Below are 17019 nucleotides of genomic sequence, written 5' to 3' on the forward strand. Positions count from 1 at the left end.
CGTTTAGTTATCCTTTTCCTTGTCGTTGGTCTTGTCGCTGCCCGGATTTAGTTTCAAAGGTAACTCCTTTTTACCTGTGTCGAGCATTTCCATTAATTTAAGTCCGAGTAAACCGCTGATCGGGCCGTCGCTGCCGTTCCTGCCGGCGATGAGCACATCAGGAATGATCTTCACCTGGCCTTTACCGAGCTCTTCGGTGATCTTAAATTTCGTGAAGTTATCGCCGCCCATGGCTTTTACCTGCAGTTCATACGACTCTGCCGTCGATTTACCGATTGCCATGATCTTTTCCGCTTCCGCGAGACCGGTTCTCGAGATCCTTTCGGCATCCGCCGAGGCGTTGAATTTGGTAGCTTCGGCCTGTGCGGCAGCCCTTAAGCGTACCGACTCAGACTCGGCGCTTGCCCGCAGCTTGGTGGCCTCCGCTTCGGCGGTTACCTGCAGCTTTAAGCTGGTAGCTTCGCCTTCCGATTTCTTCACTGCGGCATCCGCTGCACGCTGGGCGATCTCTACGCTTTGCTGCGCCTTTACGATCTCTTTCTGCATATCGGCGATGGCGGTTTCCTTTTCCACGCCCTGGCGTTTCTCCTGCGCCATGCGCTGGTTATCATAGGTTTTTTCCTCCTCCTGGGCGATCTTACGATCGGTGAGCGTTTTCATCAGCGCTTCCGGCGGAACGATATCGCCGATCAGCGTGTCTACTGCGATCACGTTGTATTCGTCGAGCACCAGCTTGATGTGTTCTTTGGCCGAGTGCTGGCGCTCTTTACGCGTGGTGAGGAAAGAGATCACGTCACTGTCTTGCGCCGAGTTGCGGAAATAGTTACCGATGGTGGGTTCGAGCACCTGCGAAACCAGGTTGTTCATGCTGCCAAAACGGGCGATCACTTTCGGGGCCTCCTTAGCGGGAATGTGGATGATCTGTGCCACGTCGAGATTAAAAGGGAAGCCATCGCGGGAGCGTACGGTAATGGTCGAAAGGTTCTTGTCGAGCGCATGCGACTCGCTGCGGGCGTTGGCCCAGTTAAGCACCAGGTTGGTGGTGGGTACCGACTCCACGTTCATCGTGTACGTATTGATCGGGTATTTGCCCGGGCCGAGCGGCTCCATCCATACCCCGCGGAAGCCTTTGGAAACGATGTTGCCATGTTTAAAGCTTTCGCCGGTAACATCGAGGCCGTCTTCGCCGATGTAAGAGATCACTACGCCGACATGCCCGATGGGTACGTGGGTCATGGGGATCTCTTCGATCTGTACCGCCCATTTATTGATATTGTAGGAACCTGCCAGCACGATCTGCGGCTGTAAGCCGCGATTACCCCCGCTGGCCAGGAAGCCATCGATATCCTGGAAGTTATTGTGACCTTCTATGTTCTTGCCGGCGATCTGCCCGGGAGTGACGGGCATCCCGTCGAGGGTGGTAACGATGCCCACCATGTTTTCGCGGATGGTGGTCATATCGATCACCGAAATATCAAAAGCAAAAGTATTGATGCGGTAAGTTCCCGCGGTGATAATGGATGTCTGCCGGCCCTTTTGCCCATTATTGAGCAGGAATTTCTCGGTATCCTGGAAGTTGTCGCAATCTACTTTGCGGCCGAGGATGCGGCCGGTAGGGATCTCCGCACCGTCTTTAGCGAGGACCAGGCCGACCTGGCCCTGCGGGATCACCGTAAAAGGCTGCAGCTCCACACCGAATTGCCAGGGCCACATCATCCAGTAAAGCCCGGGAGCCAGCGTTTTGGCCTGGAAACCGGCTTCGCCTTTAGAGGCGATGATCCGCCCGTCGGGAAGCTCCCTGTTTTCGCCGAAGAGCACGAATTTTTTGGTGACGAGCCCGATCCGGTCTTCGGGCACGATGACCATTCCGAAGAACAGCCTGAGGATTGTTTTGTAAAAGACTACGCATAAGATGGGTATAACCACCCACCAGTAAGCAGCGATTGATTGTCCGAGTTCCATAACAAATTTTAAGTTTTAGGTGGAATAAAGGTATATTATTCCATGGATAATCATTCGAGCGTTAAAAGCCCTAAATGTTACTGCGCATGTCGGCGAGAATTCTAATTTTGCTTCGCGGGGTCACCGCATAACAGAAATTTATGAAATTCGCAACGAAAGCAATCCACGCCGGACAAGAACCGGACCCCACCACCGGCGCCGTGATGACGCCGATCTACCAGACCTCTACCTACTGGCAGAAATCGCCGGGCGAGCACAAGGGGTACGAGTACTCCCGTGGCACCAATCCCACGCGTACGGCGCTGGAGGGATGCCTCGCGGCTTTGGAGAACGCCAGGTATGGCCTTGCATTTTCGAGCGGAATGGGCGCCACCGATGCGGTAATGAAGCTGCTCCGGCCCGGCGACGAGGTGATCACGGGCGACGACCTGTATGGCGGCTCGTACCGGATGTTTACGAAGATTTTTGCCAATTATGGCATTAAGTTCCATTTCATTAACCTCAGCGACCCGGAAACGATCCGCCAATATATCAACGGGAACACCAAACAGGTATGGATAGAAACACCTACCAATCCTACCATGCAGATCGTGGATATCGAACACATCGCCCGGATCGCCAAAGAACACGGCCTGTTGTTAACGGTCGATAATACGTTTGCTTCACCTTACCTGCAGAACCCCATCGACCTTGGCGCCGACATCGTGATGCACTCTGTGACGAAGTACCTGGGCGGGCACTCTGATGTAGTGATGGGCGCGCTGATGCTGAACGACGAGGAGCTGTATGCGAAATTGCGGTTCATTTATAATGCCTGCGGCGCCACCCCGGGCCCTATGGACAGCTTCCTGGTGCTGCGCGGTATAAAAACCCTGCACCTCCGCATGAAGGCCCATTGCGATAACGGCCGCAAGATCGCCGGCTTCCTCAAAGGACACCCAAAGGTAGGCAAGTTGTACTGGCCGGGATTTGAAGATCATCCCAATCACGCCGTCGCGAAAAGGCAGATGCGCGATTTCGGCGGCATGATCTCCTTTACGCTGAAAGATGCTGCGCTGGAAGATACTTTTGCCGTAGCCTCTAAATTCCGCGTGTTTTCGCTGGCAGAATCGCTGGGCGGCGTGGAATCATTGGTAAACCACCCGGTGACCATGACGCATGCCTCGATCCCGAAAGAGGTCCGGGAAAAAGCAGGAGTAGCAGATAACCTGCTGCGGCTGAGCGTAGGAGTGGAGGATATCGAGGACCTTTTAGCGGACCTGGAAGCGGCTTTGGGATAGACGTATAACGTTATGCGTTTGGCGTTATACGTGTAGAAGGTAAACACAAGAATGAAGTTAAATCAAGTTAATATCCCCGAACCCGCGTCAAACGCCGAACGTCAAACGTCCAACCAAGAAAGTCTCAGGCTTTTACTCGACTCCAAGGTCGCCCGGTACAATCAGCCCGGCTTTATCGAAAACGACCCGATCGTAATCCCGCATAGTTTTACGCAAAAGCAGGATATCGAAATTATGGGTTTCTTTACGGCGATCCTGGCCTGGGGGCAGCGGAAAACCATCATTAATAAATGCCGGGAACTGGTGGCGAGAATGGACGGGCAGCCGTACTTATTTATAACCGGGCACCAGGAAAGCGACCTGAAGGCCCTGCCCGGGTTTAAACACCGCACGTTTAACGATACCGACCTGCTTTATTTCATCCACTTTTTCAGGAATCATTACCAGGAGTTCGATTCCCTGGAAGATGCTTTTTTGCCGGGGACGGGCCCCCTGCGCTCGTTCCGGGATGTGTTTATGGACCAGGGTCTACCTGAAAGCACCATGCTGACGGCTTCCGGGACCTGTGATACAGGCGAAATAGCCGTTGCCGCTAAGCTGACCGTTGAAGCGGCGCTAAACCATTTTCGCAGCTACTTTTTTAGCCTTCCTGATTTTCCGCGGCGAACGATGAAACATATCAGCTCTCCATTGCAGGGATCGACCTGTAAACGCCTGAACATGTTCCTGAGGTGGATGGTGAGAAAGGACGGTAATGGGGTTGATTTCGGCATCTGGGACCGCATCAGCCCGGCGGCACTGATCTGCCCGTGCGATCTGCATGTAGACCGTGTGGCCCGGGAACTGGGCCTGATTAGCCGCAAGCAGACTGACTGGCAAACAGCAGTCGAATTAACGGAACGTTTGCGCGCGTTTGATCCCGATGACCCGGTTAAATATGATTTTGCGCTTTTTGGAATGGGTATTGAAGAAGGATATGGCAAAACCACGATATTGCGCCCGCTTACATGAGACATTTCTTTTACCTGACACTATTTTTGCTGGCGCTTTCTGCCTGCAGCGAGAAAAAGCCAAGACCCGACTTCGACGTCGTTACGGGCATAAAATTCACAGAAGTGAGACGGGCGTACGATACCGGTTCCTCCTTCGGGGTACAGGGATTCCAACAGAAACCCGAGTGGGTGCTGTACTTCTTGCCCCACGATTCGGTGAAGATCTATAGCCCTAAACGCCGCCGCTACATCTATTACCCGATGTACTATGACCACGATTCGGTATTTAATTTCGCCAGGGAATGGTTTAGGATCAAGCTGCTGGCAAAAGACAGCATGATATTACAGTTGCTCCAGGTAAATGGCGCGCGGGAGATCGTGGCCGAACAGTCTAACGTCTACATGAAGTTTTACTCCGATAATTACCTTAAAAATGTGATCCATGCCGACCCGGAACAATTGAAATTGCCCAATCATTTCGATACGCTTTACATCCGGGAGAAGTCCGGCCGGGCGAACAGGAACCCCACGAACGCCGACAGCGCTTTTTCGGCAAGAAGCCCGGTATCATTCGTAAGCCGCTCGGCCTCGGTTAAGGTAACCAAGGTCCCGGCCACGCTGGACGTTTTCCAGAATCCCACAGAGTCGGACGAGTACATGTACCCGGCCTTTGATGTCAGGATCGCGGAAGCGTATAAAGATTTTTACTACTCCTTTACTGCACTGATCAGTGAAAAAGGAAAGATCCATGTGCTTACTTCCTTACAATTAGCTGAAGACATGGAAGCGAGGAAGAAAACCATCCAGGCGGTGGCGGACCTGTATCTGGCCAGGTACCTGCAGGTGGTCCCGGGAAGTACGCTCGGGATCAGGCATACGAGTAAGGTAACGATCAACGTAGAAGGGAAGCGGTAAAATCCTACCTTTGCGTGATGACCGACTCCTCCGAAACTATCGTGGCCCTTGCTACTGCCCCAGGCGTTGGCGCCATCGCTGTGATCCGCCTTTCCGGGCCGGATGCGCTGAAGATCGCCAACCGCGTATTTAAGGGCAAGGACCTGGAGCTGATGCCTACGCATACCATCCATTTCGGTACGGTCCGCGATGGTGAGACGATCCTGGATGAGGTATTGGCGTCGCTTTTTATTGCCCCGCATTCGTATACCAAAGAGCATGTGGTGGAGCTCTCTACCCATGGTTCCCCTTATATCGTCGAGCAGATCATTCATTTACTGATCAGGAACGGCGCACGTGCAGCCAGACCCGGTGAGTTTACCCTGCGTGCTTTCCTCAATGGCGGGCTGGACCTCTCGCAAGCCGAGGCGGTGGCCGATCTGATCTCCTCCGATTCCCGGGCCTCGCACCAGGTGGCCATGCAGCAGATGCGCGGCCGATTCTCCAGTCAGCTGCAGGAGCTTCGTACGCAGCTGATCCACTTTGCCTCGCTGATAGAGCTCGAGCTCGACTTTTCGGAAGAGGACGTAGAATTTGCTAACCGCGACGCGCTGAATAGCCTGATCGTCCGGATCACCACCGTGCTGGCTGAACTGATCCACTCGTTTGAACTTGGCAACGTGATCAAACAAGGGATCAATACCGTAATCGCCGGTCGGCCGAATGCCGGGAAGTCGACCTTGCTGAATACGCTGCTGAACGAGGACCGTGCCATTATTAGCGAAATTGCCGGTACTACCCGCGATACCATTGAGGAGGTGCTGAACATCAACGGCGTAAATTTCCGCCTCATCGATACCGCAGGCATCCGCGAGGCGACTGATACCATCGAGGCGATCGGGGTGGAAAAAACGATGCAGAAGATCAGCCAGACGTCGGTACTTATTTACTTGTTCGATGTGCTGGGCCTCTCCGCATCAGAGATTATGGAAGATGTAACCCGTTTGTACCGGCCCGGGATCCCATTTATCGCGGTGGCCAACAAGATCGATCTCTCGGTAAACAACCGCTTCCGGGAGATTAAGCTGCCCGCCGATGTGAAGGTCATCGCAGTTTCGGCACGCGAAAAACAACATACCGACGAGCTAAAGCAACTGCTGTACGATGCCGTAACGGAAGGTAAGCTGAACACCGGCCAAACGATGGTCACCAATATCCGCCATGTAGAAGCACTGCGCCGCGCCCACCATTCCCTGCAATCCGTTTCGGCGGGCCTGCACCACCCCGTCACTTCCGATTTTTTGGCGATGGACATCCGGCAGGCGCTGTATTACCTGGGGGAGATCACCGGGCAGGTGACTACGGATGATCTGCTGGAAAATATATTTTCGAAGTTTTGTATCGGGAAATAATCTGCCAAAATGCCATCGGCGCCTTATCCCGGCTATGTCAACGCTACCGAGGGTTTGATTGGGGATCATTCGCTGTGCGAAGAAGATAGTTTAACCGCAGTCGCATCGTCTATGATACGGTTCCGTCATCACGGCGAGCGGACGACGTGGTCGTTCACTAGGGAGAGACCGGTACGTTTATTATTGACACTGGCTCCTTGTAACTCCTGGTTCAGGTCAATTATAGTAAGCGCAGTAGTGGTCACAGGTAGTTAGTTTATCTACAAAGCGATTATTGGCCTCGTTGTACCGTTCGCCGGTATCGGGGTATTTCTGCAGGATCTCTTCGATCGCCTGGAGGTCGTATGCAGATAATTCCACGTCAACGCACCCTACGTTGTCAATAGATATTTCCTTCTTTTGGACGGACTCTTTATCGTTCGCCTGCCATAAGCGTGGTTCACGCTATACAACCCAAACCGATGGCGGATAATTCCACGCCTGTGTTCCCTAATTTCCTGTAGATCAATCACATGGCGCTCTTCTTTTATCGCAGTCCACTATTTCCTGCACTTCCGGTTTTAATGCACTACTCCTGTCCTGTGATCTTTTTCCGGTGATGTTGTCCCCAGCGGACCATCGCATCGATCACTTCCTTAAGCGTGCCGGCATATTCCGTTGCCGCGTACTCTACGGTAACCGGTTTGGTGTCGCAGACCTTGCGGCTGACTAGCTGGTTTATTTCAAGCTCATGCAGTTCCTTTGAAAGGATCCTCGGCGAGATTCCCGACTCCCTGGAAAGCTCGCCAAAACGTCTGATCCCGCCGTTCACCAGGATCGAAAGGATAACCAGCTTCCATTTCCCGTTAACTACGTATAATGTATCCTGTATGGCGGAATGAACGTTATCGCACGCTACATCCGATGATTCTCTCGTCATACTATCCTCTTTGTAACTAGTTACCTTTTGGTAATTGGTTACAAATATACCGTACTTATAAGCAACATTTGTATCCTATTAATCACATTTCAATATGGAAAAGTTCATCGATAAAGTAGTGGTCATCACCGGCGGCAACAGCGGGATCGGTTATGCTACCGCGAAAGAATTTAAAAGGCAAGGCGCTACGGTGTTTATTACCGGTAAAAGAGCGGATGCCCTGGCAAAAGCGTCCATGGAGCTTGGTGTAAGGGGCATACTGGCCGATCAGTCAGACTTACAGCAAATTGCGGGTTTGGTAAAGGAAGTGGAAGAGGCTGCAGAGAAAGTCGACGTTTTGTTCATCAATGCGGGCGTTGCTTTCTTCGCGCCGATCGGGGACACTTCAGAGAAGCAGTTCGATGCTATGACCGACGTGAATTTCAAGGGAAGCTTTTTTACCCTGCAAAAGTTTCTTCCCCGGCTTAATGACGGGGCTTCGGTCATCTTTCTCACGTCGGGCAATACCGCGCTGGCAATGGAGAACAGCGCTGTCTATTCCGCGGGCAAATCGGCCGTCGCTCACTTGGCTAGAATCGCCGCAAAAGAGCTTGCCCGGCGCAAAATCAGGGTGAATGCGGTGAGTCCCGGTCCGACAGAAACGGAGATGCAGGGAAAGTTCGGGATGGACGAGGCTACTTTGGCAGGGATGAAGGCACACATTATCAGCCATGTGCCCTTGGCTAAAATGGGGACTCCTGACGATGTGGCAAAAATGGTCGTTTATCTGTCTGATCAGACCGTGTCCTCTTTCATTACCGGTGCGGAATTTTTTGTAGACGGTGGTATGGCTTTATAAACGCTAAGATTCTCAATATGACATCAAAAACAAAGAATATCCTTGGATGGGTATTAAGCGGGCTGGCAGCACTGCTGCTGGCCGCATCGGCAACCGATAAAATTTCCGGGAGCAGCCACGCGCTGCAAATCGCGTCCCTGATCAGCTTGACCGGCGGTACGTACAGGGTGCTGGGAATTATCGAATTGTTGTCCGTTATTTTATTCCTGTATCCCCGGACCGGGATCCTAGGTACATTGCTGCTCTCATCGTACTTAGGCGGCGCGATCGCCACGCATCTACAGCACCAGCAGGACGTTTTGTTCCCCGCGGCTTTTGAAGCGGTGATATGGATCGCCGCCGTGATCCGTTTTCCCGAGCTGACGCGACGAATAAAGTCGATCGGTACCCCAGGGACGTTTCTTTAGGCACCTGATGTTCGCGCATACCGTTTTTAGCACAACGTTTAACTTGTGTCTCAGCCAATTAGAAAAGAGATAGGTTCGGTGAAGTATATCAACCAGGTCAGGAATGTCAGCTTTAAAAGAAGCGATATTTAATACGATTTATGTGATATAATGAGCAATACCCAACGCTCTTAACAATAAAACGAGAGAGATAGAACAGTATCATTTCCATGATGCTTTAAATCCGACAAAACAGGAATAATCCTGCTTTTGTCGGCTTAAACGCCGCCGTTGCCGTCTTCAGTCTTCACCTGAATCGCACGCAACGGCCGGACCAGTTGTTAGAGAGCGTTAGTCAGCTATGTTTGAATCCTGGTAAGTGCTCCATTGGGCAGTACCCTTCGGTTCCGCTGCAATAACTTCCTGGCTTTTTATTTCGCTCATTGCTGCGTCGAGTTCGGCTACTTCTTCCAGTTCCGCTTCTTTGGCATCGTCTAATACGGTGAGGCCTTCTGTGGCCTGTACATAGGCGATGGGATCCTGGACATAGTCCCAGTCTTTTCCTAAGTCGGGCATTTCGCCTTTATTCCACGGACCGCGAACGCTTGCCTGCGGCGACATATTGAAATATTGCCGGGTAAAACGCGGATCTGCCTGGAGTACTCCCGGCGGGAAGTTTGGCTGGATGGTTTCCAGTGCAGCTTCAAACATCTTGTAATGGGCCACTTCGCGGGTCATCAGGAAAGAAAGCGTTTCCTTTACATACGGATCGTCCGTAAATTTCATCAGGTGTTCGTACACCAGTTTCGCACGTGATTCTGAAGCCAGGTTACTTCTCAGGTCGACGGTAAGATCGCCGTTCGAGTGAATGTACGAGGCGCACCATGGAATACCCTGGCTGTTGGTTAATCTTGGACCTCCCGAGCTAAGAGTTACGAAATGCGGGTTAGCGGTGAGTGCCTGGTGGATGATATTCTCGCGGGCTTCTGCGCCGTCCATCACCTGCATGATCTCCGATTCGTCGGCGGCATTTTTCAGCTCGCCGTTCACGCCTTTAAGCAGCATCTGGATGGTGGCGCCTACGATCTCAAGGTGGCTGAATTCCTCTACGGCGATATCCATCAGCATATCGTATTTGTCGGGATGCGACATTTTGGCGCCGTAAGCCTGGGTGAAATACTGCATGGCGGCAGCAAGCTCGCCGTTCTCGCCGCCGAATTGTTCGAGCAGGAGGTTTGCGAAACGCGGATCAGGGCGCGACACCCTGGCGTTAAATTGTAGATCTTTTACGTGATAGAACATGTTTTTTGGGGGTTATAGATGACATTAATTAGCTGGAAATCCAAGGTAATAGGCATTGTTTAATACGGCTGGTATCTGTCTGGACTGGTGATCTTACAGAACGACTGTGCCCGGGTTAATACCGGTAATGCCATACAGCTTTTTAAAAGAACAGCGTTGTGCCTGATAGGTTGGGGCTATAAATACCCAATCTGATATGGATTAGTACGCAGTTTTGGTGCGGGAAGATCCATTCGCCCGGGATAAGTAAGTTTATACTTCCCCTGCTATCGTATGATATTGTACTGGATGGCAAAACGGATCAGGTCGGCGGTATTTATGGTGCCCGTTTTATTTAACAACTTCTGCCTGTGGCCTTCGATGGTTCGGCGGCTCGAGAATAGCTTATCAGCAATCTGGTTATTTGTCATGCCCCTGGCAACATACTTCAACACTTCGCTCTCGCGTTCGGTTAGGTGCTCGCACTTGAATTCCTTTTCGTTGGGGATATAAAATGCTGAAGGTTGCTTAATCAGAAGCCGGGACAACGATGAGGCGAGATAAGTATATCCTGCCGCCACATGCCTGAGTGCGAATACGAATTCAGTAGTTGGAATGGTTTTTAACAGGTATCCCAGCACACCGGCCGCAAACGCTTTGTATACGTAATCCTGGTGATCCAGCATCGAAAGGATTACCATTTTAACTTCCGGAAATTCTTGCTTTAAATCGCGAACCAGTTCAATACCGTCCTTGTCGGGCATATTAATGTCTGTAACTACCATGTTTATCTCAGGCTGGCTTTGTATAACCGCTTGTGCTTCCGCCGCACAGGAGGCCGTCGCTTTTATACAAAGATCCGGCTCATCTGCAAGTAATAAGCATATGCCATCCCTAACCAGTATATGGTCCTCTACGAGAAGAATATTTATCATAAGCTGTTAATAAGTCATTATCAATCGTATCGTTACCGCATATTGAATAATTAAATCCTTCTATACTTCATTACACTGGCATATCACTTTTCGTTCCCTTATCGTCCGTAAGGAGAATGGATTTAATCCGGTCTATATGTACCTGGGAATTTTCGATACGTTCCTCCGAGGTTCTTAAAGTTGCTCCGTGCTGATCTGCGGCCATTGTGGTAAGGAGATTTTTCCGTTCTTCAAACATGCGCAAGGCTACCCACATGGTTTCTTCTATCTTCATGGTTTGTTCTGCAAGCAGCACCTTAGCGGTATAAGCATGGCCGGTATGGCAACGGTAACGGGTTGCTTTTCCGCTTCCTATCTTCCAAAGTATGCCTCCGCAACCAGGGCAGTTAAAGGGTACTTGTTTGCCCAGTGCTTTTACGGCAGGCAGATCACTTAATACGCGTTTAGCAATCTTTGATTCGATAAGCAGGTCTACTGGAATGGGTATCTTTTCCCGGTTATCGTTTACAAGCGTTTTCAGTATGTCTCCCATTTCTGCAATCGGGACGCAATAATCCGCTTTAACCTGGTTTAAGGCATTTTTCGGCATGTCGGGGTAGTCCGCATCATCGGGATCTTGCACTATACTGCTACCGCCACATCTGCTAATGGCAACTAAACCAGCAGTGCCATCGTCGAGATACCCGGTGAGAATGATCCCGATGGCTCTGTTCCCGAACGTAACGGCTGCCGAGCGAAACAGCGGATCGATAGCGGGCCGCCACCGGTTTTCCTGCGCGCCTTTTGTCACCAGCAGGGTGTCCGTATCGCCGACCATCAAGTGGTGATCTGAAGGAGCCAGGTATAAATGACCAGCTAACATAGGAGCCCCATTCAGCGCACGGCTGCATTTCAGGCCGCTGGTCTTCCTCAGCGCATCAAGCAAAACGTCGCCGCTGGCATCGGCAGAAATATGCTGAACCACTAATACAGGCGCTGGAAAGTCATCGCCGAGTTGCTTAGTTAATTCCATTAACGCTTTGAGCCCACCAGCCGAAGTGCCGATAACAACAACACGTGCAAGCTGATTCTGTATTTTCATTTGAATATTGTTTTTTAATGTAATGAAGCTATTGTGTGCCACAAAGTTTTTTCATCACGGTTTCTGTGGTGCGGACACATGATGGTTTAAGCACACCTGGGTTGATGTTCAAAGACGGGGCAGTTTAAAGTAAAATGCCGATCCCTTGCCTACTTCACTTTCTACCCATATTTCGCCCTGATGACGTTTAATGATCTCCGCGCTCAGGTACAGGCCGAGTCCGAAGCCAGAAATGCTTTCGCCGGTGACATTATCAACCCGGTAATACCTGTCGAACAGTTTTTCCCGGTCTTTTGGACTGATACCCCGTCCGCAATCGGTTACGACTACTTGTATTGCGAGCGGGTCGACCTGGCACCCGATATTAACCCGGCTGCCGTGTGCGGAATATTTTATGGCGTTCCCCAACAGGTTACCTATAACCTGCGCGATCTTTTCCTTATCGGCTAACAATGTGGTGGGGAAACAAGGGGATGATTCGATATTCCGGGCCGGGTCGGCCAGCATTGTCTCCTCTACAATCTCAGCTATTAAGGTATTGATCTCGAACGGCGATTTGTCCAGGTGGATCTTGCCGGCGTCCAGCTGTGCTACATTAAGAAAGCCATTGATCAGCGCGTTCATTTTTTTTAGCTGGATGTTGGCTTTGTCTAAAGCGCCGGCGGCGAAAGCATCTTTGGCGCTCCTGGCCCTTGCCATCACTATCTGCACATAGCCTTGTACGGATGTTAGCGGAGTTTTCAGCTCGTGGCTAACCATAGCGATAAAATCGCTCATACGAATCACGTCCAGCTTTTTTTCGGTGATATCGCTGAATACGATAATAGCTCCTTCTATTTCGCCGTCAGTTTGCCGGACGGCCGGGAGTGTGATCACTTGGTACCACTTCCCGGCGACGGTTTCGACCTCACGGTTAATGACATCGCCCGAGGTGATAACGTTCAGGGCATCGCCCGCAAGCGTCTCCTTTTTTAAATTGGTCATGAGGCTGCTGACCGGCCTGCCGACGTCGGTTTCTCTTATGCCAACCAGATCGCCGAGGTCTGGAGATAACCTTTTCAATACCAGTGATTTATCTATATACAGTTGTGCGTTAATGCTGGTCCGTCCCCGGGGCTTTAAGCGGATTACGTTGTTTAACCAATTAGGTTTAGTCATAGGCTTTTCCATGTTAATCCAGGAGCAACTGCTGTGTGAAACTGTCATTACCGCAGCCTGCATAACCTTATTGATCCGGAAGTGCGATTTGCAACCCGTGATCTCCTCCAGTTAATTTTCGAAAGCGTAGATTGCTGTAAATCTACCGAAAGTAGCTATTAGAACCTTGTGAATAACTACGGTAACGGACTGATGATCAGTGAATAAATTGGTACCTGCCAGGGTATTTATCGCTATTTGTTACGTATTAATCTGGAACTCCAGCTAAAATGGCGCTGCCAGGTGCATGTACATCACACTGCGTGGCTACATTTGGCTCACAGGCATGTGTGTATGCCTTACTTAGCATGAGCCGTCTGGCAAATATCAGGTAGAGGAGGCCGGCGTTTTTCAAAATGCGCCTGGCGCCCCGGCATTAATTGTATCGGTATGGTACTTATGATGGTCCATCATGGATAAAATGACGGCCTTAATCCGCTTTCAGTCGGCGGTCGGGCAGCAACGACCAGATTCCGTTCCCGGCAATAGATGATCTTCTTGCGAGTAATCATAAATGCGATTAAACGACAAACGCTTTGAGCATAAATACGTTTAATCCATTAGACGATAACCCGCTGGCGGGAGCAATTAAGCCAGTCCTGGTCCCGCCGGACTAACAATAATCAGGTCCTCAGCCGGAAACCAATCCTGTCGCACGGCCGGATCGTAGCCAACCAGGTGATCACAATTGGCCATGCCATTTTCTATGGCGTTTACAGCCATTTCCAGTCCGCCGTTAACCTTCGGATCGCGGTGTTTTACATAATCACCCACCGAGATGGTATTGTTTTTTTTCTCCATATGATATTATAAGGGCCGGATACTAACCCGGCCTAATTATTACCGCAAAATATTGGAATTGTTTAACGCTTTTTTCTTCGGAAGAAGGATATGATTGCCGCGGTTACCAGCACTGCCACTACCGTTTTTTTAATCACACCTTTTTTGTTGTACTTCCATGAAGACTTTAAGCCGCGTTCCGCAAAGATGTTCGGAATATGACCATGTGCCAAGTCCCCGAGCACACCCTCATAAACGTTGATTCGGTCGGCGAGGATAAGCGGTATCCAATGCCGATAGCGGTCCTCGCTGTGTTTAAAGGCGTATCGCCGGATCATCCCGCTTAAGCCCGACGGAGGTGTAGAAGTTCCGAAAACAGCGGTAAGCGCCGGCCGTTCGGTTGACATCAGCAGTTCCACATCGGCAGGCTGCTGTTCAGAACGTTCATAGTTAATCCGGTTATGGTCGTCACCCGTGTAATTTTTCATGGGATAGGTTGGCTCGTTTTCCGGATCTGCATCCATTCCGTAACCGGGAATGTCTTGGATATTTACTGGTATATTTTTCATAGTAGTTTCTTTAGCTCCTTGCGGAAGGTGGAATAAGCACTGTTTTAATACAATTATCGAGCTTGGAGGAGAAGATGTTATAGGCGTCTGAGATCTCTTCCAGCGGTATTCGGTGCGTGATGAGTCCCTTAGGATTCAACCTGCCCGACTGGACATGGTCGATCAGCCTCGGTAACAGCCGTTTTACCGAAGCCTGGTTAGCCCGAATTGTTATACCTTTATTGACGACGTTCCCAATCGGGAGCAAGTTAAACGGGGGACCATATACACCGACAATAGATACGATACCCCCTTTTTTTACGGAGTTTATAGCCCATTGCAAGGCGGTAGCGGCGCCGGCCTGCATTAACGTTACCCGGCCGCTGAAGGTTTGGAGCGTATTTCCTTCAGCTTCGCATCCCACGCAGTCGATACAAACGTCGGCTCCGTACCAATCGGTAGCCTTTTTTAGAAATTCGACCGGGTCCTTCATAAATTTAAAGTTGTAAGCTTCGCATTTGGCATAGTTCTGGGCAAACTCCAGCCGGTAATCTAAATGGTCAATAATGATCACCCTTGATGGTCCAAAAAACCAGGCGCACCGCGCGGCCATGATACCTATTGGACCTGCACCGAATACTACTACCGTATCGCCCGGCTTGATCCCACCCATTTCGGCGGCCTGGTAACCGGTTGGCACCACGTCAGTGAGCATTACTGCATCGTCGGGATCCATATCGGCGGGTATCACGGTTGGGCCTACATCTGCGTAAGGTACGCGTACATATTCCGCCTGCCCGCCGTCATAGCCACCGGCGGTATGTGAATACCCGAAGATACCACCGACAGCTGTAGCCATCGGGTTCGATTCGTGACAGTTGCCATAAAGGCCTTGTTTGCAGAAATTGCATTTACCGCAGGCGATGTTAAACGGGACGAGCACGTGGTCTCCGACTTTTAACTTTTGCACCAGGGGACCGACTTCTTCTACTATCCCCGTGAATTCGTGTCCGAAGGTCATGCCCACCCTGGTATCTGGTACCATTCCATGGTAGAGGTGAAGGTCGGATCCGCAGATACATGACCGGGTTACCCGTACGATGGCATCTTCAGGATGTTTGATCTCCGGCATGGGTCGTTGCTCGGCGCGGACGCGGTAAGGCCCTCGATAGTTCATAGCTAGCATAGTACGTTGTTTAAGTTTAGTTAGTGATTCTGTTAGATGTGGCACGGTCGCTTCATCGCGGTCTATGCGTTATTAGCTGATTACGTCAAAGCATATGCCTTAACGAAACAGCTGGTTTTTCAAGCAGGGAGCGAAATAAAATCCGAATTCAACTAAAAATTGGTGGAATGACTGTACCATATCATGCACACGTAATAATCGCGGTAGTCGACGACAGAACTACGCAATCTGCCGTTCATCCGTTTTTGTTCCTGTAACATTTGGACGGTACCTGTGTTGCACCCAATAGCCTCACATGGCGAGTTATGGGAAATATAAAAAAGGTGCTGATACTCTCGGCTGGTCTTGCACTCATGTTTGGAAGGTACCCGGTGTCGTGGTTTTTGTCGTCTCGGCGCGGCCGGAGAACGCCGTTAAGACGTCCGCCAGTTGAACGTCACTTCATCAACTGCCCTGACGGTAATGTATTTTATGCCGAAATTGACGGGCCTGAACACGCACAACCCATTGTATTTTTACACGGTCTCGGCGCCAGTATCGAACAATGGCCATTTCAAATTGCGTATTTTAAAGATCAGTACCGGGTCGTACTGGTAGACCTGCCGGGACACGGCCGTGCGCCCAAGCCGGTGGATCTGTCTATTGACCGCCTGGCGTCAGGGCTGGCGGAGGTGATCGGCCACCTGGGTTTGAAAAATCCTGTTCTGTATGGTCATAGCATGGGTTCCATGGTCATTATGTCCTATTGCATTAGAAATGATCATGATGTGAAGGCGGTAGTTTTACAGCATGGGAGTTTTACCGACCCGTTAAAAACCTGCCAGTATCCAATGGTTATGCAATTGGCGAAACTGCCGCTAATTGTGCCTTTCCTTCATTTTGTGAAAAGGAATTCGCTGGTGTTCCGGGTAAATGGCTGGTTATGCTACCTCTCAGGGTTAAGCTTGTTTTTGTACAGGTATCTTTTTTTTACCGGGGAACAGTCGGCGTATCAACTTCGCCTGGTATCGAAGATCCTGGCCCGCACGGCACCGGAAGTGCTTGCCGAAGGACTACTGCAATGTTTTAAGTTTAACGTACGGAAAGACCTTCCTAAGATCGCAATACCTGCGCTGGTGTTAGGTGCAGGTCACGACCGGGTCATCAGGTCATGGGCGAACCGGATCATCGCCTCAAACATCCCTGCGGGTCGGTTTAAACAAGTGGGTGCGGGGCATCAAAGTTTACTTGAGGTGCCCGACCAGGTGAACGGGGCTATCGGCGATTTTCTTAATCACCTATCACCAACTTTGCCGCTGAGCAAATAACGACTCAGGTTCACAAAAAAG

General features: G+C 50.7%; 17 protein-coding genes. 7 read left to right on the forward strand and 10 right to left on the reverse strand.

Annotated features, from left to right (window positions below):
- Positions 1-3: 3 nt before the first annotated feature.
- Positions 4-1962 carry an SPFH domain-containing protein gene (locus GS398_RS15025; RefSeq protein WP_160907595.1) on the reverse strand — a complete coding sequence of 653 codons (1959 nt, stop codon included), beginning with the start codon at positions 1960-1962 and terminating at the stop codon, positions 4-6.
- 140 nt (positions 1963-2102) lie between these two features.
- On the opposite strand from GS398_RS15025, the gene GS398_RS15030 reads away from it, so the two are divergent.
- From GS398_RS15030 to mnmE, 4 genes are read left to right on the forward strand one after another with little or no spacing between them, the layout of a single operon-like run.
- Positions 2103-3242, forward strand: a complete 1140-nt coding sequence (locus GS398_RS15030) for a cystathionine gamma-synthase (protein WP_160907596.1) — start codon at positions 2103-2105, stop codon at positions 3240-3242.
- A gap of 51 nt (positions 3243-3293) precedes the next feature.
- Complete coding sequence (locus GS398_RS15035) at positions 3294-4253, forward strand: TIGR02757 family protein (protein ID WP_160907597.1); 960 nt, start codon at positions 3294-3296, stop codon at positions 4251-4253.
- Positions 4250-5149 carry a hypothetical protein gene (locus GS398_RS15040; protein ID WP_160907598.1) on the forward strand — a complete coding sequence of 300 codons (900 nt, stop codon included), beginning with the start codon at positions 4250-4252 and terminating at the stop codon, positions 5147-5149. Before GS398_RS15035 ends, GS398_RS15040 begins: the two co-directional genes overlap by 4 nt.
- A gap of 17 nt (positions 5150-5166) precedes the next feature.
- The gene (gene mnmE, locus GS398_RS15045; protein ID WP_160907599.1) at positions 5167-6540 is read left to right on the forward strand and encodes a tRNA uridine-5-carboxymethylaminomethyl(34) synthesis GTPase MnmE; all 1374 of its coding nucleotides are present in this window, start codon (positions 5167-5169) and stop codon (positions 6538-6540) included.
- 216 nt (positions 6541-6756) lie between these two features.
- Here mnmE and GS398_RS15050 read toward each other — a convergent pair whose 3' ends face one another.
- Positions 6757-6900 carry a hypothetical protein gene (locus tag GS398_RS15050; RefSeq protein ID WP_160907600.1) on the reverse strand — a complete coding sequence of 48 codons (144 nt, stop codon included), beginning with the start codon at positions 6898-6900 and terminating at the stop codon, positions 6757-6759.
- A 208-nt stretch (positions 6901-7108) separates the two neighbouring features.
- Positions 7109-7459 carry a winged helix-turn-helix transcriptional regulator gene (locus GS398_RS15055; protein WP_160907601.1) on the reverse strand — a complete coding sequence of 117 codons (351 nt, stop codon included), beginning with the start codon at positions 7457-7459 and terminating at the stop codon, positions 7109-7111.
- A gap of 94 nt (positions 7460-7553) precedes the next feature.
- On the opposite strand from GS398_RS15055, the gene GS398_RS15060 reads away from it, so the two are divergent.
- Together GS398_RS15060 and GS398_RS15065 are read left to right on the forward strand one after the other, a co-directional pair.
- Entirely contained in the window at positions 7554-8297 is a 744-nt protein-coding gene (locus GS398_RS15060; RefSeq protein WP_160907602.1) for an SDR family oxidoreductase, read from the forward strand.
- 17 nt (positions 8298-8314) lie between these two features.
- The gene (locus tag GS398_RS15065) at positions 8315-8704 is read left to right on the forward strand and encodes a DoxX family protein (protein WP_160907603.1); all 390 of its coding nucleotides are present in this window, start codon (positions 8315-8317) and stop codon (positions 8702-8704) included.
- 330 nt (positions 8705-9034) lie between these two features.
- On the opposite strand, the gene GS398_RS15070 is transcribed toward GS398_RS15065, so the two are convergent.
- The 7 genes from GS398_RS15070 to GS398_RS15100 all read right to left on the reverse strand — a co-directional run bounded on the left by GS398_RS15070 (position 9035) and on the right by GS398_RS15100 (position 15682).
- Positions 9035-9985 (reverse strand): manganese catalase family protein, encoded by a 951-nt coding sequence (locus GS398_RS15070; RefSeq protein ID WP_160907604.1) that lies wholly within the window; start codon positions 9983-9985, stop codon positions 9035-9037.
- Between the two features lie 266 nt (positions 9986-10251).
- Positions 10252-10899, reverse strand: coding sequence for a response regulator transcription factor (locus tag GS398_RS15075; RefSeq protein ID WP_160907605.1), 648 nt, complete (start codon positions 10897-10899; stop codon positions 10252-10254).
- A 70-nt stretch (positions 10900-10969) separates the two neighbouring features.
- Entirely contained in the window at positions 10970-11980 is a 1011-nt protein-coding gene (locus tag GS398_RS15080) for a chemotaxis protein CheB (RefSeq protein ID WP_160907606.1), read from the reverse strand.
- Positions 11981-12088: 108 nt separating this feature from the next.
- On the reverse strand, positions 12089-13138 hold the full coding sequence (locus GS398_RS15085) for a sensor histidine kinase (protein ID WP_160907607.1): 1050 nt from the start codon (positions 13136-13138) through the stop codon (positions 12089-12091).
- 627 nt (positions 13139-13765) lie between these two features.
- Complete coding sequence (locus tag GS398_RS15090) at positions 13766-13978, reverse strand: hypothetical protein (protein ID WP_160907608.1); 213 nt, start codon at positions 13976-13978, stop codon at positions 13766-13768.
- 62 nt (positions 13979-14040) lie between these two features.
- Positions 14041-14526 (reverse strand): hypothetical protein, encoded by a 486-nt coding sequence (locus GS398_RS15095; RefSeq protein ID WP_160907609.1) that lies wholly within the window; start codon positions 14524-14526, stop codon positions 14041-14043.
- A 10-nt stretch (positions 14527-14536) separates the two neighbouring features.
- Complete coding sequence (locus tag GS398_RS15100) at positions 14537-15682, reverse strand: zinc-dependent alcohol dehydrogenase (protein WP_237488208.1); 1146 nt, start codon at positions 15680-15682, stop codon at positions 14537-14539.
- 314 nt (positions 15683-15996) lie between these two features.
- On the opposite strand from GS398_RS15100, the gene GS398_RS15105 reads away from it, so the two are divergent.
- Positions 15997-16998, forward strand: coding sequence for an alpha/beta fold hydrolase (locus GS398_RS15105; RefSeq protein WP_160907611.1), 1002 nt, complete (start codon positions 15997-15999; stop codon positions 16996-16998).
- Positions 16999-17019 lie beyond the last annotated feature (21 nt).

The organism is Hufsiella ginkgonis (assembly GCF_009834915.1).
In the GTDB taxonomy this organism is placed as follows: domain Bacteria; phylum Bacteroidota; class Bacteroidia; order Sphingobacteriales; family Sphingobacteriaceae; genus Hufsiella; species Hufsiella ginkgonis.